Here is a 25,135-nt window from a genome sequence, read left to right on the forward strand (position 1 = left end):
GATTATGGGGGAGCAAGCTGAGGGCGTTCATGACCTGGTTGGCCGCGAGGACCTGGTTGAAGAGATAGTCGCGGCACTCAACGGATCCCAATATCTTGGCGCCCTCCTCGTGGGAGAGGCCGGCGTCGGGAAAACTGCGCTCGCCCGAACGGTCGCCAGGCACCTGGAAGGTAGCGTCGCCGTTCTGCACATTTCCGCCAGCCCTTCGCTGCGCAAAGTGCCATTCGGTGCGCTCTCCCCGTATCTGCACTCGCTGTCGATCAACGACGTCGGCTCCTCCGTTGCCGTGTACCGCAGCATCATGGCGCACCTGGAAGTCAGCTTCAACGGCAGCAAGAAGATGCCGCTGTTCCTGGTCGATGATTCCCACGAACTCGACGACAACACCAGTGTGCTGCTCTCCCAGCTCGTCACCGGCAGGCGGGCGCGACTGCTGGCCCTGGCCCGCAATACGCCCGGCCCGGCGTCAGAATTCGGCTCCCTGTGGCAGGACGGACTGCTGCACCGGTACGAAGTTCGGCCGCTCAACCAGGGGGAGGTCCACGAGCTCTGCCGGCGCGAACTCGGCGGAGACGTGTTGGCGAGTGTCAGCGCCACCCTGGCGCAGATGTCCGGCGGAAATCCGATGTTCCTGCTGGCGCTGCTGCGGCAGGGGAAACGCTCCGGCTACCTTGGCGTACGCAATAAGGTGTGGCGGCTGGTTGGTGCGGCGCCGCAGCTCGACGTTAGCCTCGTCGACCTGATCAAGGCCCGTTTCCGCCGCAGGACGCCCGAAGAGATGTCCGTGCTGGAAACGTTGGCGCTCGCCGAACCCATGCCGCTCGATGCGTTGGTTCACTGCACGGGCAGGCCTCCGGTCTCGGCCCTGCTTGATGACGGACTCGTTGCCATTGAGGAGGACCGGGACCGGCTGGTCAGCCTGAGCCACCCTCTCTACGGTGAAGTGATCCGTCAGGAGGTTCCTGCGGGACGCAGCCTCGCGATCCGCAGGAAAGTGCTGGACGTGCTGGACAAGGACTCCAGTACCGGTGACGGTTTCCTGCGCTTTGTAGCGTGGGGGCTGGATTGCGGGTTGCCGCCGGATGACAAGACGCTGCTGCGCGCTGCGGTAGTGGCCAACCGCCTTCATGATGCGGAGTTCGCGCTGCGTGCCGCGCGTGCAGTGCATACGCCGGAGCTTCGCGGCAACGCGCTCGTGGAGATTGCGCGTGCGCAGATGGCACGAGGAAATCTGGGTTATGCCCGGGAGATCGTCGATGAGGTGCTCGACCAGTGCACCACCTTCGTCCTTGCCAAAGAGGCCACATTGCTGTCCGTGGACCTTCGGGTGCGCGGGCCTAATGCGCCCGAGGCGATCCGTGCCGACTTGGCACGCTGGAAGCGGGTTGCTGACCGGATCGCCTCAGCCCTGGGATCCCTTGACCATCCAGCAGTACAAGCGGGGATGGCCATAACCCACAACGGCTACAGGCTCATGGAGAGTTACGCCCTCAATTACGAGGGCCGGTTCCGTGAGGCCGAGACGCTCCTTCGCGCAGTACTCGCTGACGAGCACTGCACTGATGAAGTCCGGCTGGCCGGCCTCGCTCTGCTCGGAGAGGCTCTTGGCTCCACTGGCAAAGGAATCGAGGGCGCTCGCGCCACGGCGGAAGCACTGCAGATAATCGCCGACCACGGAGACCAGTTCCTGGCGCACTCGGAATTTGTGATGACCCGTCATTTCGTTTCGATGGCACATGCCGGACTCTGGGACGAGATCGAGGAGCTGCTGGACAACGTGGTCCGGGGCAGCGCCAGCGGGCCCAACTCCTTCACCGGCATAACGGAGTTGTGTGAGGGACTCATCGCACTCCGCAAAGGGCTCATGGGCAGTGCCCGCACCGCCTTGATCCTCGGAGTAGAAGGTCTGCGCGAATCCGACTCGAACCAGCTCATGCCGATGGCCCTGGGTCTCGCAGCCTTTGCCTGCACCATGGTGGGGGACACCGCCCGCGCGCGGAGCTACACCGAAGAGTTCGAGTCCGCTCTGAGCGTGGGGACCAGACAGGGGCAACTGCTCGGAAAAGCCCATGTGGTTGCCGCGCGGGCGTTATTCCAGGGTGCAGCACGGAGCATCGACGAGCTGCACATTCTTGCCGACCAGGCAGAGAAGGACGGCATGACCTCGCTCGCCGTCAGCACGCTGGAACTCGCCGCACGGCTGGGAGACGAACGCTGCTTCGAGCCGTTGGCGCGGATGGCTGAGACCTTCGAGGGGCCCGAAGGTGCAGTCCTGACCTCGATGGCCAAGGCCGCGGCCCAGAAGGACCCAACCGCCCTCATAGAGGCTGCCGGACTTGCCCAGTCATCCGGATATCTGCTGGTGGCCGCGGAGTGTCTGGGTAAGGCGGTCAAATACCTGTCCCAGCGGGGGGAAGAGCAAAAGTCCCGTGCTGTGCAGCAGAAACTCAACACGATTATCGGGCAGCTCGAGGGACTCCAAAGCCCGCAGTTCGAGGCGGTACGGTCCACCTCGAAGCTCACCCAGCGCGAACTGGACATCGCCAGGCTCGCTGGCAAAGGCTATTCCAACCGGGACATCGCCGAAGCTCAAGGGGTGTCCGTCCGCACAGTGGAAGGCCATCTCTACCGCATTTTCGCGAAGCTCGGCATCACACGGCGTGACGAGCTCCCCGGGGCTGATTCATCGAGTACTAATTAAGTATTCTTCGCGGCTCAAAGCGAGCAAAAGCGGGTATCTACTACTCGTGTTCCGCGTGTCTGGGTTTCCTAGAGTTGTGAGCGGAGCCGGCGACGTCGAAGCCTTCCCCAGACAAGGCTCGTCCCCAGCCGTCGTCGGCTCCTTCACGTGCTGGGAGCACGCATCCGAGGAATGAGAAAATGGCAGGAGGTTGGGGCGCGGTGCCCTGACTCCGTGCGCGTCCGCGCACCTCACGACCTGAAGGATCTCGCGCTTGCTACCTCTCAGCCCTTCAACTTCCCGAACGCAGCGGGCACCGCGAACGGTTGGTGTCATCGCCGGCACACTCCTCCTTGCCGCGTGCTCCTCGGTTGCGCCGCAGACCGCCCCGACTGAACAGTCAGCACACGGGCACGATTATCCCTACGCGCATATCCACGGCATGAGTGTGGATCCGGGGACGAACCGCGTGCTGCTGGCAACGCACGACGGCCTGTACGACGTCTCTGCGTCCCCGGCACTGAAAATCGGGCCAAGCATCGACCTGATGGGCTTCACCACCACCGCCAACGGCACCTACTACGCTTCCGGCCATCCCGGACCCGGGTCAGATCTTCCTGACCCTGTCGGACTGATTCAATCCGTCGACCAGGGCCAGACCTGGGAACCCCTGTCCCGGCAGGGGGAGTCCGACTTCCATGCCCTCGCGGCGACCGGATCCGGCATCATCGGGTACGACGGCGAACTCCTCACCAGCGCGGACGGCATGGCGTGGGAGGCAGTGGAGCACGACTTCGCCCCCTACAACCTGGCAGGCACGGCGAGAGGCAGCATTGTCCTTGCCACCACGGAGGAAGGCCTCTGGCGATCCAGCGACCACGGCGTCACCTGGTCCGCCGTTCCGGACGCACCGCTGTTGATGCTCACCGCGCTCTCGGAAGATCGCGCGGCGGGTATCACCCCGGACGGACGCATTTACACCAGCAGCAACGGCGGCGTGACCTGGCAGGAACAGGGGACAGTGCCCGGGCAGGCAGCAGCGATAGCCACCCAGTCGCTCGACTCAACACAGCGGATCTGGGTGGCCACCGAAGAGAGTGTCCTCGCGTCGAACGACAATGGCCAGACCTTCTCCGATATCGGATCCCATGATGAGTGAGCCGATGAGAACACTGCCCCAGACCCTGCCCTCTCCGGACCGCCGCGCAGTGCTGTCCCGCCGGATCCGGTGCTGAGGCCGAGCATTCGACTGTGGGCGTCGTCCTCGCTGCGGTCAGCCTGGCCGTGATGCCGGTGCTGTCCTACCTCCAGCGCCGGCGCCGGCCGTGAGATAAGATCACGTTCCGCCGTGGCCGACTCGAAGCAGACCCTGCTCTGTTCCTACCTGTCCGGGTCATCGCCGGATGCGATCAAGGAGGGGCTCGAAGCATGTCGGGGGACGCGTGCTGCGCCAACCCGCTCGGCCGCCCTGAGCCCGATTCCGACGGGGCAATCTCGGGGGACAGCTGTTCTTGCTGCCAATCCTGACCGTCCATCAGTGTGCGCCGGCAGTAGAATGAATAGCGCACATCGCCGTCGAGGGAGATTCATGCCCATCCTGTCAGCACCATCCCACCCGCTCTCGAACGACGAAGTGAGCCGCATCCGCAACGACTTCCCGCTGCTCTCCAATGAGCTCAACGGACGGCCGTTGGTCTACCTCGATTCCGGAGCCACCTCCCAGAACCCGGTGAGCGTGATGGAAGCCGAGCAGGAGTACTACGAGCAGCGCAACGCCGCCGTGCACCGCGGCGCTCACACCCTCGCCGTTGAAGCGACCGATGCCTACGAGATAGCCCGCACCACCGTGGCGGCCTTCATCGGTGCCTTGCCGGAGGAGATCGTCTTCACCTCCAACGCCACGGAGGCACTGAACCTCGTGGCGTACAGCCTCTCGAACGCGTCGCTGGGACTGGGCGGCGACGCCGCGCGTCCCTACGCCCTTGGACCCGATGACTCGATTGTGGTCACCGAAATGGAGCACCACGCGAATCTGATCCCGTGGCAGGAGCTTGCCGCCCGCACCGGCGCTTCATTGCGGCACATTCCGGTCGACGACGACGGCGCCCTCCGCCTCGATCAGGCCGCCTCCGTCATCGACGGCAGCACCAAACTTCTCGCCTTCACGCATGTCTCCAACGTGCTCGGCACCATCAACCCGGTAGCCGAGCTGGTGGCACTGGCGCAGAAGGTCGGCGCCCTCACCGTTCTGGACGCATGCCAGTCCGTACCGCACCTGCCGATCGACGTCGCCGAACTCGACGTCGACTTCGTTGCGTTCTCCGGGCACAAGATGCTCGGCCCCACAGGAATCGGTGCACTCTACGGCCGTTCAAAGCACCTGCACGCGATGCCGCCATTCCTCACGGGCGGTTCGATGATCACCACCGTCACGCTCGAGCGCGCCGAGTACCTCCCGCCGCCGGCCCGCTTCGAGGCAGGCACCCAGCGGATCTCGCAGGCGGTTGCCCTGGGCTCGGCGGTGAACTACCTGGCCGAGACCGGCATGGGCCGCATCGAGGAGTGGGAACAACTGCTGGGGGAGCGCCTGGTGGCCGGCCTCGAGGCCATCGACGGAATCAGGGTACTCGGCCCGCGCTCCGGGCAGCCCCGCATCGGGCTCGCCGCGTTCGACGTCGACGGCGTGCACGCCCACGACGTCGGGCAGTTCCTCGACTCCCGAGGCATTGCCGTCCGGGTGGGGCATCACTGCGCCCAGCCGCTGCACCGGCGTCTCGGACTGACGGCGTCCACGCGGGCCAGCACGTACCTCTACAACACCACCGACGAGGTCGATGCGTTCCTCACGGCCGTCGCCGGGGTGCGTTCATTCTTCGGGGCGTCCTCATGAGCAGCGATCTTGAGAGCCTGTACCAGCAGATCATCCTGGACCACGCGAAAAGGCGCGTGGGGCAGGGGCCGGTCGATCCGGCGTCGGACGCTGATCCCGCCCTGGCAACTGCCGCATCACACCAGCTCAACCCAATCTGCGGCGACGAAGTGACCGTGCGGGTGTGGCTTGGCGATTCCCGGATAAAGAGGGTGGCGTGGAGTGGAGCGGGCTGTGCTATTTCCATGGCGTCGGCGTCGGTACTCACCGAACTGGTCAGTGGGAGCACCCGTGACGACATGATGGAGCGGCTCGACCGTTTCCGGGAGCTGATGCGCTCGCGCGGCACCGTGGTGCCCGATGAGGAGGTGCTGGGAGACGCCGCTGCGTTCGCCGGCGTCTCCAGGTTCCCGGCGCGCGTGAAGTGCGCGATGCTCGCCTGGGTCGCGCTGGAGGAAGCGGTCCTCGCAGCGAACCGCTAGGCGCGCGGAGGCCTGTCCTCGAAGACATCGGGGATGCCGTCGAGGTTGGCGTCGACCTTCTCCGACTCTTCGATCAGACGGTAGCGCTTGTTCCGTGAGCGCAGAACGAGCGTGGCCAGCAGCGCGGCGAGGAGCGATGCAACGAGGATAGCCACCTTGGCGTGGTCATTCTGATCGGTTCCCTGCTGGAAGCTGAGGTCATTGACCAGCAGCGATACTGTGAAGCCCACCCCGGCCAAAAGCCCGACGCCGAGCAGGTCCACCCATCGCAGGTCGGGGTCCATGGACGCCCGGGTTGTCTTGGTCACGGCCCAGGCGGTCAGCAGGATCCCGATGGGCTTCCCCAGCACCAGTCCGAGCACAATCCCAACTGTCACCGGGTCGCTGAAAGCAGAGACGAACCCTTCCACCCCGCCGATGGCCACCCCTGCGGAAAAGAAGGCGAAAACAGGAACTGCGATACCGGCGGACAGCGGACGGAACCGGTGCTCGAAGGTTTCGGCGAGGCCCGGCTTGTTCACCGTCGGCTGCACAGTCTTGCCGCCCCTGCCCTTGCGGAGCACCGGAACCATGAACCCGAGCAGTACGCCCGCCACCGTGGCGTGCACGCCGGACGCGTGCATCAGAGCCCAGGTGACCATGCCGATCGGCAGGAGGATGACCCAGGCCGCAGGTGTCTTGCGTCCGAAGAACTTCGGATTTGTCTGCGCAAGGAAAGCGAACAGGGCCAGCGGTACCAGCGTCAGCAGCAGGAAGGTGAATTCCACCTCCGCCGTGTAGAAGAACGCAATGATCGCGATGGCGATGAGGTCATCCACGACGGCGAGGGTGAGCAGGAAGATCCGGAGGGCACTTGGGAGATGCGAACTGATCACGGCGAGGACGGCCACCGCGAACGCAATGTCCGTTGCGGTGGGGATAGCCCAGCCCCGCAGCGTTTCGGGAGAACCGAGGTTGACGAGAACGTAGAACAGCGCAGGAACAATCACGCCGCCGGCCGCCGCTGCCACCGGAACGATAGCCCGGGCGGGACTCCGCAGATCCCCGGCGACGAACTCACGCTTGAGTTCAAGGCCCACGAGGAAGAAGAAGATCGCCAGCAGGCCGTCGGCAGCCCAGTGCCCCACCGAGAGCTTGAGGTGCCAGGGCTCATAACCGAACTCGAAATCCCGCAACGCGAAGTAGCTGTCCGAGAATGGCGAGTTTGCCCAGATCAAAGCCAGTGCGGCGGCGATCATGAGGAGGATGCCGCCAACGGTCTCCTTGCGGAGGATCTCGCTGATCCGCTGGTACTCCAGCCAGCTGGAGCGGCTGAATACCCGCTTCGGAGGGGTGGCATTCAGGTCTGACATGAGCGGCTCCTTCAGGGCAGGAAGAATTTCTGTCGACCAGTCTTCCCGGCGCACCAATTCCTGAAAAACCCTAGCAGGGGAGGCCCGGCCAAGGCTCGACTATTACTTAGGCGGTAAGCGTGCGGATACCGATGACCAGGGTTGCTGCACCCAGCACCATGGAGGTTGTCACCAGCATGAAATGGACCTTCAGAAACCGGGTGGGAGCACCACGGTCATCCCTCGCCCGCGGGTCCATGAACACCCTGCGCAGGAACGGAGGCCAGACAACCAGGGTCCAGAGTCCGGCGACGATCAGGACAATAGACAGGGCGAGCGGCAGTTCCATCAGCGGTTCTCCAGCCAGCTCTTGGCCTCGGCCGCCTGCATGTTCAGGGCCTTCCCGATATACGGCTCGGCTGCGGCAGCGATCTTGGCGCCCATGAAGGGAATCGAGGAGTTGACGTTGCCCTCGACGTCCACACGGGTGGAGGTGCCCTCGGCTATCAGCCGCTGAACGGCGTCGACCGAGACAGGCGCGCCCGAGACGCTGATGGACACCTTCACCTCACGGGAGCCATCGGCCAGCGGAGCGGCCCAGTCCTCGGTCTGCGTGACGGTCAGGGTCTCGCCGACGAACTTTCGGGCGAAGTCCGGCAGACGGGTAGTGGGCAGCGTGCGCACTGCGGTGAGAGTGAAGGCGGAGGCGGTGTCGCCGTCGACCGTGAGGGACTTGAGCTCCCCGCCGACGCGCTCGCTCGTGTGCTTGAGGAACGCTTCATCGGTGAAGACATTGGTCACCGTTGCAACGTCGTAGGGCAGGGTGGTTGAGGCGCTGAGTGCCACTAATCCTCCGGAGTTTGAGAGTTTTGAGTCCCGTACATCCTATGTGAGCCTGGCGTTGCGACTCACCTTGGAAGGGCTGCGCTGAAGAAGACCCCCTAGGTTTTTACAGCGCCGGTTCTCTATCATGGCCGCATGGGCGGATGGAGAGTCACGAGCACACTGGTGGTGAGCGTCCTGGTGACTCTCGCGCTGCTTTCTATTGTCGCGCTGCTGGGGGGATTCAACGTGGTTCGCGGCTCTATTGAGCAGGAACCGGCAGCTAATCCCACGACCGAAGCCGCGCAACCCCTCGATCCGTTTGTGCCGCCCGATATAGACCTCAGTCCGCTTCCTGTGGTGGAACCGGTCGAGGAAGAGCCCGGACAAACCGTTATCAGCATCACGTTCGATGATGGATGGGATACCCAGGCGAAGGCTGTGGAACTGCTCGACGAACATGGGATGCGTGGGACGTTCTATGTGAACTCAGGTTCGATCGGGCAGCCCGGCTACCTGACGCTGAAGGAACTGCGGGAGATGGGCGCTGCGGGCCACGAGATCGGCGGTCATACCGTCTCACATGCCGAGCTCGAAGTGGTGCACCCGGATGAGGGTAAGCGCGACATCTGCCTTGACCGGGAGACGCTTACCAGTTGGGGCTTCAACGTGCGCAATTTCGCCTACCCCTTTGCCTCCTCCACGCCGGATGTACAGCGGCTTGTGGAGGAATGCGGCTACAACTCCGGCCGTGAGTTGGGCATGCTGAAGAACCGCTTCGACTGCTCCGACTGCCCGGAGGCGGAAGCGATTCCGTCAGAAAATCCATACCTGGTGGCGGCGCCGAGCCAAGTTACCGACGAATGGACGCTTGATGACCTGAAGGCCGCGGTCGAAGCGCCCGGCGCAGATGGAGGATGGGTGCCGCTGACCTTCCACCAGCTCTGTACCGCCGAGTGCAACGAAATCTCCATTACTGAGGACCTTATGGAGAAGTTCCTTGCCTGGCTCGACGAGCGCACCGAAACCACGAACACCATCGTGCTGACGGTCGAGCAAGTGTTGGGAGGGCCAGTACAACCGGTGGAACGCGGTCCGGAAGTACCGCCGGCAGACGGCCCCAACGTCTTGAAGAACCCGGGTCTGGAGGAACCGAATACCGGCCCGGAACAGGAGCGCCGGCCCGATCTGGTCCTTACCGAGGAGATGCCCATGTGCTGGGACGCCGAATCCTTTGGTGACCTGCACTCCGAGTTCACACGCGTTCCGGGACGGGACGGCGGGACGGCCATCTCACTGGAGGTCCGGGACATCACCAAGGGTGAGGCGAAGCTCGCCTCCGGGAAAGACCTCGGTGTGTGCGCCCCCACCGTGGTGCCGGGGGAGACCTACTCGCTGGAGACGTGGTACACCTCCACTGCTCCCGTGCGGTTCAGTGTGGCCTACAGGCTGGAACGGGGAGTCTGGATCTACTGGACGTCAAGCGACTTCATGGAACCCACTGAAGAGTTCACCCGCGCAGAATGGACCACGCCTCCGATCCCTGAGGGGGTTACCGGGCTGAGTTTCGGTGTCGCACTCGAAGAAGCGGGCACAGTGGTGACGGACGACGCGTCCATGGCAAAAGCCGATCCCGCAGGCACTCCCGAACCCGAAGCCGATCCTGAGCAGACGCCCTGACCGCAGCGCGCAGCCCTTTCAGGGCTTGCTGCTCTGAAGGGCAAGCGGTACTCCCCGCCTGCTCGCGATAAGCTAGGAGCCGTCCCGGATTCTTTCGAATTCGGGTTTTTGTGCTGTCCTGCCACGGTTCCCGTTCGTTCGAGGCCCTACGCAACCCAGCGGCAGACATAAACGCATGGAGGAATCGATGACCCTGAACGGACTGCGCGCCGCTCTTGCCGAGGACGCCTCGTTTGCCCGGGTGCGGACCAACGCGTCCCGCCCGGTTGCAGACCGCAGCACCGATCTTGAAATCGGCGCCCCCACCGGCCTTCGCGCCGCGCTGCTCGCGGAGATGGTCGATGGCCTCACCGAGGCAGGAAACGACGACGACGGCAGTGGCGCCGCGCAGCCAGTGGTCGTGGCCGTCACAGCCACCGGCCGCGAGGCCGAGGATCTGGCCGCCGCCCTGCGGAGTTACCTGCCGGCGTCGTCCATTGAGGAGTTTCCGAGCTGGGAGACGCTGCCGCATGAGCGGCTGTCACCCCGCTCGGACACGGTCGGCCGGCGCCTGTCCGTCCTCCGGCGGCTTGCCCACCCGGGCGCCGACCCGGTGCGCGTCATCACCGCGCCGATCCGCGCCGTCGTTCAGCCGCTCGTCGCAGGGCTGGGCCAGCTGGAACCGGTCGCGCTGAAGGTAGGTGAGGAACGCGCGTTCGACGAAGTGGTCCGCGCGCTCGCCGACGCCGCCTACTCGCGGGTGGACATGGTCACGCACCGAGGTGAATTCGCGGTGCGCGGCGGCATCATCGACGTCTTCCCGCCCACCGAAGACCACCCCCTCCGCGTGGAGTTCTTCGGCGACGAGGTGGATCAGATGCGCTGGTTCGCCGTCGCCGACCAGCGCTCGCTGCCCATCAATGAGGACAGCGGCGTTCCTACCGAGCTGTACGCGCCGCCCTGCCGGGAACTGCTCATCACACCGTCCGTGATGTCCCGAGCCGCGCACCTGAAGGACCAGTTGCCCGCTGCGGCCGGGATGCTTGAGAAGATCGCCGGAGGCATCGCCGTCGAGGGCATGGAATCGCTCGCCCCCGTGCTGGTCGACGCCATGGTGCCGTTTGTCGGCGAGCTGCCCGCCGGGTCGATCACCGTCGTCGTCGAACCGGAAAAGGTGCGCGCGCGCGCCCACGACCTTGAGGCGACCAACGAGGAGTTCCTCCAGGCGGCGTGGGCAACAGCGTCCGACGGCGGCGCCGCACCCGTCGACCTGAGCGGTCAGCTGGGTGCCGATCTGGAAGCGGCCAGCTTCCGGTCACTGGTGGATACCCGTTCTTCGGCGCTCGCGAACAGCGTCGCGTGGTGGTCGATCACGTCCTTCGGATCCGACGACCTGCTCACCGACGTCGACAGTTTCACCGTCGCGGCACGCGAACCCCGCGGCTACCAGGGGGACGTCGCCGAGATGATGGAGTTCATCGGCGGCCGGGTGCGCGACCAGTGGCGCGTGGTGGTCGCCACCGAAGGCCCCGGACCGGCCCAGCGCCTGGCCGAACTGTTCCACGATGCCGACATCCCGGCGTCGCGCGTTGAGTCCCTCGACGGGTCGCCGCAGCCCGGGATCATCGAGATTACGACGGCGTCCGCCGGCCGGGGTTTTGTGCTCGACGGGCTGAAGCTCGGGCTGCTCACCGAAGCGGACCTGCTGGGCCGGACCACCGCCTCCGGAACCCGCGACATGCGGAAGATGCCCTCGAAGCGGCGCAACGCCGTCGACCCTCTGCAGCTGCGCGAGGGCGACTTCGTGGTGCACGAGCAGCATGGTGTGGCCCGGTTCGTCGAGCTGATCCAGCGATCCACGGGTGCGGGGCCGACCAAAACCATCCGCGAATACCTGGTGCTGGAGTACGCGCCGTCGAAGCGCGGCTCGCCGGGGGACCGGCTATTTGTGCCGACGGACCAGCTGGATCAGGTGACCCGCTACGTAGGCGGCGATACCCCCGCGCTGAGCAAGATGGGCGGCTCTGACTGGGCAAAGACCAAGAGCCAGGCGCGCAAGGCGGTCAAGGAGATCGCCGGCGAGTTGATTCGTCTCTATTCGGCGCGCATGGCGTCGCGCGGACATGCATTCGCGCCGGACACGCCCTGGCAGCGGGAGCTTGAGGAAGCCTTCCCATACATTGAGACGCCCGACCAGCTGACCACGATCAACGAGGTCAAGGCCGACATGGAGCGGGAAATCCCGATGGACCGCCTCGTCTCCGGCGACGTGGGTTACGGCAAGACCGAAATCGCCGTCCGGGCCGCGTTCAAGGCTGTGCAGGACGGGAAGCAAGTGGCCGTACTGGTTCCCACCACGCTCCTGGTGCAGCAGCACTTCGAAACATTTTCCGAGCGGTTCTCCGGATTCCCCATCCGCATCCGTGCGCTGTCGCGGTTCCAGACCGGCAAGGAATCGAAGGAAACGGTGGAGGGGCTCAAGAACGGGAGTGTCGACGTCGTCATCGGCACGCACCGGCTGCTCTCCACCGAGGTGCAGTTCAAGGACCTCGGCCTGGTGATCGTGGACGAGGAGCAGCGGTTCGGCGTCGAGCACAAGGAAGCGCTGAAGAAGATGCGCACCAACGTGGACGTGCTCGCCATGAGTGCAACACCGATCCCGCGAACCCTGGAGATGTCACTGACGGGTATCCGCGAGACCTCAACTCTTGCGACGCCGCCGGAAGAGCGGCACCCCGTGCTGACCTATGTTGGCCCGTACACGGACAAGCAGACGTCCGCGGCGATCCGGCGTGAGCTGATGCGTGAAGGGCAGGTGTTCTTCGTGCACAACCGGGTGTCCTCGATCGACCGGACGGCCTCGCACCTGCAGCAGCTGATTCCGGAGGCGCGCGTCGCCGTCGCGCACGGGCAGATGAGCGAATCGCGCCTGGAACAGATCATCGTGGACTTCTGGGAGAAAAAGTTCGACGTGCTGGTCTGCACCACGATCATCGAGACCGGGCTGGACATCTCGAACGCGAACACGCTGATCGTGGACCGCGCGGACAACTACGGGCTGTCGCAGCTGCACCAGCTGCGCGGGCGCGTGGGCCGTGGACGCGAACGTGCGTACGCGTACTTCCTGTACCCGTCGGAGAAGCCGCTGGGCGAGGTGGCACTGGAGCGGTTGAAGGCGGTGGCGTCGCACAACGAGCTCGGCGCCGGCATGCAGCTGGCTCTGAAGGACCTCGAGATCCGCGGTGCGGGCAACCTCCTGGGCGGGGAGCAGTCCGGGCACATCGCCGGTGTCGGATTCGACCTCTATATCCGACTTGTCGGCGAGGCCGTGGCGAACTACCGCGGCGAAGCCGAGGAGAAGGCCGCCGAGATGAAGATCGAGCTGCCGGTCAATGCGCACCTTCCGCACGACTACGTACCGGGGGAGCGGCTGCGGCTTGAAGCGTATCGGAAGCTCGCGTCGTCGGTCACTGACGCTGCGATTGACGAAGTGGTCGAGGAACTCAAGGACCGCTACGGCGACCTGCCTGCGCCGGTTGTCAACCTCGTGGCCGTGGCGCGCTTCAGGGTGCAGGCGCGTTCTGTCGGCCTGACCGACGTCGCGCTGCAGGGCAACTTCATCAAGTTCGCGCCGGCCAACCTGCCCGAGTCCAAGGAGATGCGCCTCAAGCGGATGTACCCGGGTTCCTCCGTGAAGCCCGCGATGAATGCGGCGCTGATCCCCAAGCCAAAGACCTCGTCCATCGGCGGCCGCGACCTCGCCGACGCGGCGATCCTCGAGTGGGCGCAGAATGTCATCAACGCGGTGTTCGCGGCCTGAATGGTCCCAGAGGCAGTCGCGGGCCTCCCACGGGGCGCGATCCCCGCGACTGCCTCTGGGACCTTGGAGAAACCTCGGGAAGACGACTTTATGTCGCCGTTTCCTGAGTGGCGCCGGCACCCGCTCTACTCCACTGAACAACGTAGAAATGCCTAGTCGCACGGGGGTCCGACGAGTAGGAGAGCCCGGCGGCACCTAGATGCATAGAGTAGTCCTAACGCAGCGTGCAGGTACCCACCACTTATGCCTCTCCGCGTGGACCTCCCTAGCCTTAGATTGCCGCTTGATACTGCTGCAACGTAGGGGACGAACAGTGACTCTTCTTAAACTGAGCACGAACGGGCAAGGGAGCCCATCCGCCGCACGGCCACCTCGAATGGGAATCTCTTCCCCACTCATCGGACGGGCAGATGTCTGCGCGGAAATAGTGGATACGCTGACCTCGGGAAATTCCGCCGGAGCGGTCATTCTGGGCGAACCTGGCATCGGGAAGACCTCGCTGCTCCATTACGCGTCCTTGCAGCTCGCCGAGCACGCCTGCGTCGTCGCGCTGCGGGGTTCAGCCCCTGGGTCCCGTGTGCGTTATGGAGCTCTGAGCCTGCTGCTGACGGAACTGGATGAGAGCGCGCTCGACAGTCCCCTGCGTATCCTTGAAGGCCTCACGCGTTTGCTTGAAAAACGAGCCCGGGGCCGTGACACCGTGCTTGCCATCGATAACGCAGAACAGCTCGACGAAGACTCGATCCTGGTGGTGGGGCAGCTCGTATCCAGCCAGACAGTGCGCATACTCGCGGTGTGCAGCGAAGAGCCCGGTTCGCCCCAGGAGTTCTCGGCGATATGCCGGGCGAGCGCAATGGCTCGGTTCAACATCGCTCCGCTCACTCAGAACGACACTGAGTTGTTCCTGACCGGTGCTTTAGGACATCGAGCATCCCGTCACGCGGTACGCACACTCTTCCTGCACAGCCAGGGCAATCCCAGATGGCTGCGGTTGCTCTGCCACGACTATGTGGAGTGTGGTGCCCTCGAGCTTCGCAACGGGACCTGGGTGTTGACTGGCCGTACTTTCACGATGCATGAGGGCACGCGGGAGGCCATCTGCGAATCCCTGGGTAACCTCACCGTCGACCAGCGCGAGATCGTCGATATGCTCGCAGCAACAGGCGGTGCGCCGCTCGCGGCATTGCAACGGCTTAGTCATTCCGCTGACCTGGACGAACTGCAGGATCGCGACATTGTGTCGGTCAGCACGGACCGGACCCTGACGGTCTCCCTGACGAACAGCCTGGTCGCCGAAGCAGTCACCGGCGGCATGCTCTCCGCCCATAGCCGGCAACTTCGTGAACGCGTACGCGAGGCAGCGCCGCAGAACCCTCCCGACCAGCTGGGCGAGAACCGCCCAGTGCAGGGAGCCGGCACTGGTGTTGCGCCGCTGGTGATGAAGCAGGCGGGATGGGGCGGTGACCTACGGGTGGCCCAGGCACGGGTCGCCTCCCATGAGGGCAGGTACCCGGACGTGCTCGAGCTGCTGCGCGACAGTTCGCTTGACCCGGACACCCTCGGGTCGGAATTCAGGGAGCTTGCCAACACTTTCGTCAGCGAGGCGCTCGCCATGACAGGTCGTCATTATGACTCGCTGGCGTTACGGGACAGAGGTGGTGCGGCGTTCGAGGGGCAGCAGTCCAAACCCGTGGAAGGGGCCACTCAGTGCATGTCCAACGTCCGTCTTGCCACCGGCGTTTGGAGCACTGAGAACAACGCCGGAACAGCGTACGGGTCCTACGCCGCCGTCAGCAGCACACTGTCCGAACTTACCGACGGGTTGATCAGGGCATTCGCGGGCGATGCGCAGGAGGCGCTGGTCTATCTCATGCCGGCACTGCGGCAGTGCGAGGCGAGCGAAATGTTCGCAATGGCGCTGCTGGCGGCAACGGCCGCCAGGTACTGCCAGACGACCCTCGGAGAGTCCGAACCCTCGACGACGTTTCCTGCGTCTGCCGGTGCGGATCCGTCTGACAGGCCCTGGGTGGTGGAACGACTTACACGGCACTTCGCCATCATGACGGATGCAGCCACCGGATTCCGGGAACGGGCGGCACGCGACATGCTGAGTGCGGCTCTCGAAGACCGGCAAAAGGGTATCCGTGCGTTCGAGCTCTTGAGTCTGTCGAGCGCACTGCGCCTGGGCGAGCGGCGGGCAATCGAACCGCTGCTCGAAACCAGCGCTGTCTGCCAGGGACAGTTTGCACGACTGTGCGAGCTGTATGCGAAGGCAATGGATAACCACGATGCGCAGCTGATGTTGCAGGTGATGGACTTCGCGCAGGAAACGGGGCAAAAATCGTTCGCCCGGGACGCCGCGGAATCAGCCCGCGCTTTCTCCACCAGCAGCGGCAGCCGCAGTTCCAGCCGCCACGTACACCGGCGTATCGTTGCGACGCTCGCAGGGACCGAGGAGCGGCACATCAACGAGAGCGTGCTCAGCAGCCTCACCGCGCGCGAGGCGGAAGTGGTTCAGCTGGTTGCAGAAGGAAGCAGCAACAACGGAATTGCCCGCAAATTGCAGGTTTCGGTGCGCACCGTGGAGGGGCATCTCTACCAGGCCTATTCGAAGCTCCACGTGCGTAACCGGGAAGAACTGGTAGCCGAGATTGCCGGCGTCCCGGCACACAACCCGTGAGCGCGTCGGAGCGTACAGAACTGGTCGGGCGTGACCTGCTCATCGACGCCATAGCTGAAACACTGCACGCAGGGATGGGCGGCGCCGTCGTTTACGGAGACGTGGGTCTCGGGAAGTCCGCGCTCGCGGATGCTCTCGTCAAGCGGTTCGAGGGTGAGATGCATGTGTTCCTCCTGCGAGCCAGCGCCGCACTCGGAAGTATCCCGTATGGGGCGCTGTCTCCATTCATCCGCGGACTGGAGGAGAATGAGCTCAACTCACCCCTGCTGGTGTTGAGACGCCTGAAGACCCATTTCGAGGGGCTCCGGGGACGTATGGGCCAACCCCCTGTACTGGTCGTGGACGACGCCCAGGATCTCGACGAGAGCAGCAGCCACATTCTGGAACAGCTCATGATGGCCGAAGTGGTCAAACTGCTTCTGTTGGGACTGGAGAGGGGTGCGGAACACCAGGGCGTCTTCGCACTGAGCCGTGACGGTTTGCTGGCAACCTTCCGGCTCAATCCGCTGGACGAGGAGGAAGTGCGGCAGTATTGCGAGAAGGAGCTCGGTGGCGTGGTCGCCGCCGGGACGGTGCACTACCTGTCTGAGTATTCAGGTGGAAACCCTTACCTCCTGAAGGCCCTGGTTTCCGCGAGTCTCCGCGCCGGCGAACTGGAACGGCATCACGGCGTATGGGTGGCTAAGGGCCGGGAGGAGAACGCGGACCCCTTCCTTACTCACGCGGTCAAGGAATTCCTGCAGCGCTCCTCGCCGCTTGAGTGGCCCCTGGTACAGACGGTTGCATTACTGGAACCTGCTCCGATGTCGCTACTCTCCGAAATGGTCCATCACGAACAGCTGACGCAATTGCTCGAACACGGAGTCCTGCAGCTGGACAAGGAGTCCGAGTCGGTGTCCATCCGCTACGTGCTGTGTGCAGAGGTAGCCCGACGAAACGTTCCCGTGGGCCGTAGCCGGCAGATCAGACTTCGCGCGCTGGAAAGCGCGGGGGAAGGCCTGCCGGCAGCTATCGGACCCGTTCGATGGCTGCACTGGCTGCTCGACACAGGAGACCCGGCACCTGACGCAGACCTCCTGGGGGGAGCTGTGCTGGCGAACGGTCACTACGACCCGAACTCCGCGTTGAGATTCGCCGCGGCGATTGCATCTCCGGAACTCGTGCCCGCCGCTCGCGTCCAGACCGCGTATGCTCTAATGTGCCTGAACGAGATCGAAGAGGCAACGACGCAGAGCGGAGCCGCCATCGCGTTGGCGCGCGATCCGTCCACTCTCGCCTCCGCCGCTCTGGTAGCTGCCCGAGTGGCCATTCATACTGGCCGATCCGCTGCAGCGGTGAAGTCAGTTGCCGACGCTTGCGCTGATGCTGCGCTGAGCCTGCGCCCAGCGGTCGGGGAGGGAGTCCCTGACACCCCCTCGACCGGCGACCTGCTCCGTCAGTACGCCCACTCCCTGGCCGGCACCTACCAGGAGCCGCTGCGCCGACTTCCTGACATCATCGACTCTGGGTCCGGCAGTACGCAGGAGCAGGCACTGGCGCGAATCCTCCTCGCGGAAGCACTCGATGCCGCCGGACGAACTGACGACGCCGCAGACCTCGCCCTGATCGCCGCCGCCCTCGTCAGTGACGATCCGGGTCTTGCACCCCTGTACCCGTCCATGATGTTCCGCAGCGTGGTGGTGCTGCAGCACGCCGACAGGCACGAACACGCCTTGCAGCTCATCGAGGAGTGGAGGCTCAGTGCTCCACCGCGCTATGTCTATTTCGGTGGAGAAGGGCCGTCATTGCGGGGGATCCTCGAGGTCACGCTGGGTCAAGTGGGCGAAGGGCTCAAGCGCCTTGCCGGAGGGATCGAAGCGCTACGCAAACGGGACCTTGATGTCATGCTGCCCTACGCCGTCGGACACGCCTCTTTCGCTGCAATGCTGCTTGGCGACTCCGCCCGTGCCCGCAGGTATGCGGCTGATTTTGAGGCACTGCCCCACCGAGGCTCGGAAGCGACGTGGCTGGTGGCCCGCGGATACGTCGCCGCCGCGCGTGCGGGACTTGCAGCGCCTGATGACCCTGCCCTGACGGAAGCAGCGAGCGAGGCAAACGCCGCCGGCATCATAGGTGTTGAACGTGAGCTGCTGGAGCTTCTGACGCTGCTGGGTGGATCTGCACACCTGGACCGCTTCGCGGAAGTCGGCGCCGCGATGCAGGGAAGCGATGGCGAGACCCTCAGGTACATCGCCAACGCCCTCCGTGGGGAAGACCCCGAGCGCATGATCGAGGCCGCTGCTCGAGCCGATGCCCAGGGCAAGCCGCTTCTTGCAGCCGAATGCCTGGCGCGTGCGGCGCGCGCGTATGCCGGGCAGCACCTGCCCCGGTTGCAGCGCGCCGTCCTGCAGCGGCTTATCCACCATCCCGCGGCCTTTCCGGAAGCGCGGGAGGACCTGCGGGATGTGGCGGAGGCTTCTCTCACCTCAAGGGAGCGCGAGATTGTGCGCCTGGTTTTGGAGGGCCGTTCCAACCAAAAGATTGCGGAGGCACTGACAGTCTCCATCCGGACAGTGGAGGGACACCTGTACCGGATCTTCTCGAAACTGGGAATCAATCACAGGCAAGAGCTCTCCGAGGAGCACCTGCACGGCTGAGGACCAAACCGTTCGGTGAAGCCGATCGCGGCTGACCGACTCTACTTAGAGTGGAAGATTTCGCGATTTCCAAGTGGTGCTGAAGTGCCCGGACCCGAGGACTCAGGATCCCAGATAGTAAGTCGAGTGATGATTACGCGGGTCGAACGAAAGGCCGCTTCCTAGGCTGGAAAACACGTTGAACAGCTGCCCGGGTAGGGATTCAGAGGCATTCCACAGACCCCGTGGCTGGCGGTCACACTCGCCCACCAGCGCCGAGGAACCACCCGGCGCACACCTACGCAAGGGAACGTCCAATGACTGAAGAGATCACGCGCGAAAAGAGGGCCCGCAAGCTGCACCCCCTCGTCGACCGGCCTGTTTCCGTCCTTGAACCTCCGCGCCCCCGTGTGGAGAACAAGTTCGACTATGACGTCGCCATAGTCGGCATGGGGTATGTGGGCCTTCCAACGGCGCTGGCGTTCAGTACGGCCGGCTCGAGGGTGCTGGGCATCGATGTCAGCTCCCGGCGTATTGAGGATATCCGCAACGGGGAAGCGGACCTGGTCGAGACGGATCGGATGCGCCTCGCCAGGGCTCTGCAGGATCCGACCTTCGTCCTGAGCGCCGACGCCTCACAGCTCGCCCGCGCAGCCGCCGTCATCATCTGCGTGCCCACTCCGGTGGATGACTATCTGGTGCCAGACCTGCGAATTCTGGGGAGTGCGTGCCGTTCCGTGGTCGAATTCGCGGTGCCGGGGCAGCTGCTCCTGCTTACCTCGACCACTTACGTCGGCAGCACACGTGATTTGCTCGCGAGCCCGTTGGCGGAGCGCGGCCTGATTGCGGGCAGTGACGTCCACGTTGCTTTCAGCCCGGAGCGGATCAATCCGGGAACCGACGCCTTCGCCCATGAGGAAGTTCCGCGCGTCGTCGGTGGCATCACCAGCGAGTGCGGCAACGTCGCAGCGAATCTGATCCGTACGTATACGCGACACGTACATCTGGTCGGTTCAGCGGACGCCGCCGAGATGACCAAGCTGGTCGAAAATACGTTCCGGGCCGTCAACATCGGCCTTGCCAATGAGTTTGCCGACATCGCGTTGTCCCTTGGTCTGGACGTCATGGAGGTCATTACGGCCGCCGCGACGAAGCCCTACGGGTTCATGGCGTTCACTCCGGGCCCCGGAGTAGGCGGGCACTGCATTCCATGTGACCCTCACTATCTGCTGTGGCAGATGAAGAAGCGGCGCCTCAGCACACCGGTGATCGAACAGAGCATGAGCGCCATCGCGTCGCGCCCGGGCCGAGTGGTGGATCGAATGCGTCGGATCCTCTCGGACCGTGACGCGGCGCTGCATTCGGCGAGGGTCCTGGTCGTTGGAGTGGCCTACAAGCCGGACGTCCAGGATGTGCGGGAATCACCTGCCCTGGAAATCATCGAAAGCTTGAGGGAGGAAGGCGCGACCGTGGCGTACCACGACCCTCTGATCCCCAACCTGCAGCTGCACAGCGGCGAAGAACTGGCGCACGAAGCGGATCCTGTGGGTTACGGCGCGGACCTGGTCCTTCTCCACACTGCCCATGCGGCCGTGGATCTGGGCTGGTTGGACAACCACCCGGCCGTGCTCGACGCCACGTTCCGTCTGCCTCACGCCGACAACATCCTGCACCTGTGAAGCTCCACCCACCCACGCGCGCAAAGGAAGCACCATGAAAACCGTCATTACCGGAGGTGCCGGCTTCATCGGCAGTCACCTCACCGAGCATCTGCTGAGCGCGGGGGACCAGGTGACAGTGCTCGACAATCTGTCCACCGGTTCGCTGCGTAACCTTTCGGCGGTCCGGGACCATGCCAACTTCGCCTTCGTCGAGGGAAACATACTGGACAGGGCAACCGTGTCCGACGTCGTCTCCGGCGCTGACCGGGTGTTCCACCTCGCTGCAGCGGTGGGAGTACATCTCATCGTGGAGCACCCTCTTGAAAGCCTTCGGACGAACATCCACGGAACGGAAGTGGTGCTGGACGCCTGCAGGGACGCCGGGGCAACCCTCCTGCTCGCTTCGACCAGCGAGATCTACGGCAAGAACGCGTCGGACCGGCTCTCGGAAGAGTCTGATCGTATCCTCGGTTCCCCGTTGAAATCCCGTTGGACCTACGCGGCCGCAAAGGGGATCGACGAGGCATTCGCCCACGCCTACTGGCGCGAGTATGGGCTCCAGGTTGCGATAGTGCGGTTATTCAATACCGTCGGCCCCCGGCAGACCGGGCGATACGGCATGGTGGTCCCGAACCTCGTAGGCCAGGCCCTGCGCGGTGAACCACTCACCGTCTACGGCGATGGTCAACAAACCCGGTGTTTTTCCTACGTTGCCGACGTCGTTCCCGCGATGGTCCGCATAGCCGAAGCGCCCGCCGCCCGCGGCGGAGCGTTCAACCTCGGCGGCATGACCGAAATCTCCATCCTTGACCTGGCCCAGCGCATCATCAAGCTTCTGGGCAGCTCGAGCGAGATCCGCCTCGTGCCGTACGAGGAGGCCTACGGAGAAGGATACGAGGATATGCGACGGCGCGTTCCCGACAACACCCGCTCGCAGCACCTTGTCGGATTCAACCCGTCAACGACCGTGGACTCCATCATCCTGAAGGTTGCCAGGTCAATGCTGGTGACACTGGACCCGTCTGTAGTCGCCGCACCGGCCCCAAGGCTGGAGACAGTCTAATGCTCCCGACCGGGCCGGCAGCAGTGCGTCCTCGCGGCGCGGGTGAGCTCCCTATCTGCTGCCGGCCCTTCACAAGTCCCGCTAGCCGTCCGAGCGTTCGTCCGGGAGTCAGCCGTGGTTAGAACGTCGGCCGCACTCCGGCACCGAATCCTACTCGTCGGAGCGGTCATTGCCGCCGGAACCGCGATACTGGCATCGGTGTGCCCGAACGGCAAGGAATCCCAGGCAGCTTCGGAGGACAGCCAGTACCCATGGCACACAGACATTGTTGCCACTACCTTCTGGGTCGGCGAAGTGTTTGACCCCGAGGCGCCCGATGGAAGCCAGGTCATCTCCACCTACGATTCGAAGTGGCGGGAAAGCTACGGCGGATGCGACGGCGTGCAGACAGCCGAAGGCTGCTTCACGGAAGAGCGCATTGCGTCCAATGGATACTTCCCGCTCAACATGACTCCGCTGGAGAATCCGTTCTATCTGGACCTGCCTTACGACGACATCAACCATCCGGACGCATTCGCGAACCGGGGAGAAGTCATCCCATGGGCGGCGGCCGATGCAGCCGGCAACAGTGATCTTCTGACCGACCGCAAGTACAGCTTCATGAAGAACCGGTGGGTCCGGATCAAAAAAGGGGACCGCATCTGCTATGGGCAAATCCAGGACGCAGGGCCGGGTCAATACAACGACGCACGCTACGTGTTCGGCGATGATGACGCACGGCCCGCGAGCAAGGATTTCAACGGCGCAGGCTTGGACGTCTCACCGGCGCTGAACGGATGCCTCGGTTTTCGCTACCTCAACGGCCAGAACGACAGAGTGGACTGGCAATTCGTAGACGCCGCAGACGTTCCTGATGGGCCGTGGAAACAACTCGTCACCACCCGCCAGGTGCAGTAAAAATCAGTCTGTGGAGAGTGAGCAACGGTCAACATGGAATTCTGGACTACAACCCTGATCCTTCTGCTGATTCTGGGTATCAGCACCATCTTCTGGTCCCTCGTTGGGTTGGGCCGGTATGGGCTCGAGCGCGTGTATGGACGGGACCCGGTGCACCCAACACCCGGAGCCGTCCCCGAGCCCGGGGAGGTGGCGGTGCTCATTGCAGCCCACAACGAAGAGCTGGTCATTCTTGAGACCATTCGGGCTGCTGCGGCGCTTGTGCCTCTGGACAACATCCACGTTGTCTCAGACTGTTCCTCCGATGCCACTGCGAGGATCGCGCGGGACGCGGGAGTGAATGTGTTGGAGGTGTACCCCAACCGGGGGAAGGCCGGGGCGCTCGCCGAAGGCATTCTGGCCTTCGACCTCTGCGAACGTTTCAAGGTGGTCCTGCTGCTTGATGCTGATACCCGGCCAACGCCTGACTACCTGAAAACCGGCCTCCCGATGTTTGGCGACCCCGGGGTAGTGGCCGTCGCCGGGCGGGCGAAGTCCCTCATCCATCCTCACCCTCCCACTCTTGCCGGGCGATTCCTGGTGGCCTACCGTGAGCGGCTCTACGTGGTGGTGCAGATGTTGCTGAAATATGGTCAGGCAGCGGTCCACGCGAATGTGGTCAACATCGTCCCCGGCTTCGCGAGCATGTACCGGGCGGAGGCATTGAAGAATATTGATGTGGTCGGCCAGGGGCTGGTCATCGAAGACTTCAACATGACGTTCGAGGTTCACGCCAAGAAGCTCGGCCGCATCGCCTTCCACCCCGCCGCGGCAGTCGCCTACACGCAGGATCCGGATAACTTCCGCGACTATGTACGGCAGATCCGGCGCTGGAACCTTGGCTTCTGGCAGACGGTGCGGCGGCATGATTTCGAGTTCAACCGATTCTGGGCCAACCTGTGCGTTCACATCTTCGAACTGGTTTCAAGCGCAGTCTTTCTCCTCCTGTTGGTACCAGCGACTTTGCTGACCCTGATCTTCAGTGCGCTGGTGGACGCTACTGACCCATCGTTGCCCGCTGTATGGCTCTCGGGGCTTGTACCGTTGAGCGCCGTGCTTATCGGCGTCTTCGTTCCCGATTTCCTCCTCTCCCTGTTCGCTGCCGTGGTTACGCGACGCCCGGTGTATCTGTTGTTCGGGCTGTTGTTTCCGTTCATGCGCATCGTTGATGCAGGTGTTTGCCTTAGCCAGCTGCCGCGGGCTTGGTCCAGGTCCAGCGGCGTGTGGCAAAGCCCAAGTCGCAGGATCCAGGTCCGGGAACAGCCGCAGCTGATCCAGGAACAGCCGCAGCAGGTTCAGGAGCAGCCGCAGATGGGGTAGTACCGGTTCCTCACCCGGCGGTTACCCGGTGGTAAAGTCGTAGCGTCCATGCGGGTCCGACCACCTGTCCCGGCGCTATCGATACCCCTCGCCAAGTACGCGAAACGTACGGCACAAAGGGTGCGGCGGGAACCGTTCCGGCATGGGAGCGAGTAGAAGTATGGAGAACTTGTGACCATGGAAACCACACGCGCCGGAACCACCGTTGCACCGGCGTCGAGAGCCCTGGACGTGATCGGTGGAGACCTCACCGAACGCAGCCTGCGCCGCTACCTCGAAGGAATTCCGGGCGTCGATGCAGTGGGCCTGGAAGCCCGCGCCGCAGCCCTCGGGACCCGCTCGATCAAAACCACGTCCAAGGCCTGGGCGCTGGACACAATCATCCGGCTGACCGATCTCACCACGCTTGAGGGCGCCGACACACCGGGCAAGGTCAAATCCCTGGTGGCCAAGGCGCTGGTTCCGGACCCTGATGACATGTCCACCCCCCGCGTCGCCGCGGTGTGCGTCTACGGCGACATGGTGCCGCACGCCGTGGAAGCCCTGGGAAGCGCGCACGACGACGGCGCCGCCGGCCGCATCAACGTCGCCGCCGTGGCCACCGCCTTTCCGAGCGGCCGCGCGTCCCGGTCCGTGAAACTCTCTGATACGTCCGACGCCGTTGCCGCCGGAGCGGATGAGATCGACATGGTCATCGACCGCGGCGCGTTCCTCTCCGGCCGGTACGGCCAGGTGTTCGACGAAATCGTCGCCGTCAAGGAAGCGTGCAAGCGCCCCGACGGTACCTACGCGCACCTCAAGGTCATCCTCGAAACCGGCGAGCTGAACACCTACGACAACGTTCGCCGGGCCTCCTGGCTGGGCATCCTCGCCGGCGGTGACTTCATCAAGACCTCAACGGGCAAGGTCACCCCGGCCGCCACCCTTCCGGTCACGCTGTCAATGCTCGAGGTCGTCCGCGACTGGCACCGCCTCACCGGCGAGAAGATCGGTGTGAAGCCCGCAGGTGGCATCCGCGCCTCGAAGGACGCGATCAAGTACCTGGTAACCGTCGCGGAAACTGTGGGGGAGGAGTGGCTGCAGCCGGACCTGTTCCGCTTCGGCGCCTCAAGCCTCCTCAACGACGTGCTCCTGCAGCGCCAGAAGCTCACCAGCGGCCGGTACTCCGGTCCGGCCTACGTCACGATCGACTAAAGG

The 25,135-nt window shown here is 64.2% G+C and carries 16 protein-coding genes; 13 read left to right on the forward strand and 3 right to left on the reverse strand.

The window, feature by feature from the left end; all coding sequences use genetic code 11:
* Positions 1-4 precede the first annotated feature (4 nt).
* The 4 genes from AC5RTB_RS02735 (at position 5) to sufU (ending at position 6,031) form a co-directional block, all read left to right on the forward strand.
* Positions 5-2,701, forward strand: a complete 2,697-nt coding sequence (locus AC5RTB_RS02735) for a LuxR C-terminal-related transcriptional regulator (protein WP_494059532.1) — start codon at positions 5-7, stop codon at positions 2,699-2,701.
* A gap of 253 nt (positions 2,702-2,954) precedes the next feature.
* Positions 2,955-3,839 (forward strand): F510_1955 family glycosylhydrolase, encoded by an 885-nt coding sequence (locus AC5RTB_RS02740; protein ID WP_494059533.1) that lies wholly within the window; start codon positions 2,955-2,957, stop codon positions 3,837-3,839.
* A gap of 429 nt (positions 3,840-4,268) precedes the next feature.
* Positions 4,269-5,570 carry an aminotransferase class V-fold PLP-dependent enzyme gene (locus AC5RTB_RS02745; RefSeq protein WP_494059534.1) on the forward strand — a complete coding sequence of 434 codons (1,302 nt, stop codon included), beginning with the start codon at positions 4,269-4,271 and terminating at the stop codon, positions 5,568-5,570.
* Positions 5,567-6,031 carry a Fe-S cluster assembly sulfur transfer protein SufU gene (gene sufU, locus AC5RTB_RS02750; RefSeq protein ID WP_494059535.1) on the forward strand — a complete coding sequence of 155 codons (465 nt, stop codon included), beginning with the start codon at positions 5,567-5,569 and terminating at the stop codon, positions 6,029-6,031. Before AC5RTB_RS02745 ends, sufU begins: the two co-directional genes overlap by 4 nt.
* Here sufU and nhaA read toward each other — a convergent pair.
* The 3 genes from nhaA to AC5RTB_RS02765 all read right to left on the reverse strand — a co-directional run bounded on the left by nhaA (position 6,028) and on the right by AC5RTB_RS02765 (position 8,208).
* Positions 6,028-7,383 carry a Na+/H+ antiporter NhaA gene (gene nhaA / locus AC5RTB_RS02755; protein ID WP_494059536.1) on the reverse strand — a complete coding sequence of 452 codons (1,356 nt, stop codon included), beginning with the start codon at positions 7,381-7,383 and terminating at the stop codon, positions 6,028-6,030. The genes sufU and nhaA overlap by 4 nt on opposite strands.
* 106 nt (positions 7,384-7,489) lie before the next feature.
* Positions 7,490-7,711: an SCO4848 family membrane protein gene (locus AC5RTB_RS02760; RefSeq protein ID WP_494059537.1), complete on the reverse strand. Its 222-nt coding sequence runs from the start codon at positions 7,709-7,711 to the stop codon at positions 7,490-7,492.
* On the reverse strand, positions 7,711-8,208 hold the full coding sequence (locus AC5RTB_RS02765; protein ID WP_494059538.1) for a DUF2505 domain-containing protein: 498 nt from the start codon (positions 8,206-8,208) through the stop codon (positions 7,711-7,713). The genes AC5RTB_RS02760 and AC5RTB_RS02765 overlap by 1 nt, the downstream gene beginning before the upstream one ends.
* Positions 8,209-8,340: 132 nt before the next feature.
* Between AC5RTB_RS02765 and AC5RTB_RS02770 the strand changes: the two genes are divergently transcribed.
* The 9 genes from AC5RTB_RS02770 to deoC all read left to right on the forward strand — a co-directional run bounded on the left by AC5RTB_RS02770 (position 8,341) and on the right by deoC (position 25,132).
* Positions 8,341-9,864, forward strand: coding sequence for a polysaccharide deacetylase family protein (locus AC5RTB_RS02770; RefSeq protein ID WP_494059539.1), 1,524 nt, complete (start codon positions 8,341-8,343; stop codon positions 9,862-9,864).
* A 187-nt stretch (positions 9,865-10,051) separates the two neighbouring features.
* The gene (mfd, locus tag AC5RTB_RS02775; protein WP_494059540.1) at positions 10,052-13,663 is read left to right on the forward strand and encodes a transcription-repair coupling factor; all 3,612 of its coding nucleotides are present in this window, start codon (positions 10,052-10,054) and stop codon (positions 13,661-13,663) included.
* 376 nt (positions 13,664-14,039) lie between these two features.
* Positions 14,040-16,343, forward strand: a complete 2,304-nt coding sequence (locus AC5RTB_RS02780; RefSeq protein WP_494059541.1) for a LuxR C-terminal-related transcriptional regulator — start codon at positions 14,040-14,042, stop codon at positions 16,341-16,343.
* The gene (locus AC5RTB_RS02785) at positions 16,340-18,979 is read left to right on the forward strand and encodes a LuxR C-terminal-related transcriptional regulator (protein ID WP_494059542.1); all 2,640 of its coding nucleotides are present in this window, start codon (positions 16,340-16,342) and stop codon (positions 18,977-18,979) included. The genes AC5RTB_RS02780 and AC5RTB_RS02785 overlap by 4 nt, the downstream gene beginning before the upstream one ends.
* 296 nt (positions 18,980-19,275) lie before the next feature.
* Positions 19,276-20,637 (forward strand): nucleotide sugar dehydrogenase, encoded by a 1,362-nt coding sequence (locus AC5RTB_RS02790; RefSeq protein ID WP_494059543.1) that lies wholly within the window; start codon positions 19,276-19,278, stop codon positions 20,635-20,637.
* A gap of 34 nt (positions 20,638-20,671) precedes the next feature.
* A complete protein-coding gene (locus AC5RTB_RS02795) occupies positions 20,672-21,682 on the forward strand; it encodes an NAD-dependent epimerase/dehydratase family protein (protein WP_494059544.1) in 1,011 nt (336 codons plus the stop codon).
* Positions 21,683-21,796: 114 nt separating this feature from the next.
* Entirely contained in the window at positions 21,797-22,579 is a 783-nt protein-coding gene (locus tag AC5RTB_RS02800) for a hypothetical protein (RefSeq protein WP_494059545.1), read from the forward strand.
* Positions 22,580-22,612: 33 nt separating this feature from the next.
* Positions 22,613-23,938: a glycosyltransferase family 2 protein gene (locus AC5RTB_RS02805; RefSeq protein WP_494059546.1), complete on the forward strand. Its 1,326-nt coding sequence runs from the start codon at positions 22,613-22,615 to the stop codon at positions 23,936-23,938.
* A 177-nt stretch (positions 23,939-24,115) separates the two neighbouring features.
* Positions 24,116-25,132 (forward strand): deoxyribose-phosphate aldolase, encoded by a 1,017-nt coding sequence (gene deoC / locus AC5RTB_RS02810; RefSeq protein WP_494059547.1) that lies wholly within the window; start codon positions 24,116-24,118, stop codon positions 25,130-25,132.
* Positions 25,133-25,135: the final 3 nt, after the last annotated feature.

The sequence above is a fragment of the Arthrobacter sp. M71 S08 genome (genome assembly GCF_059089725.1).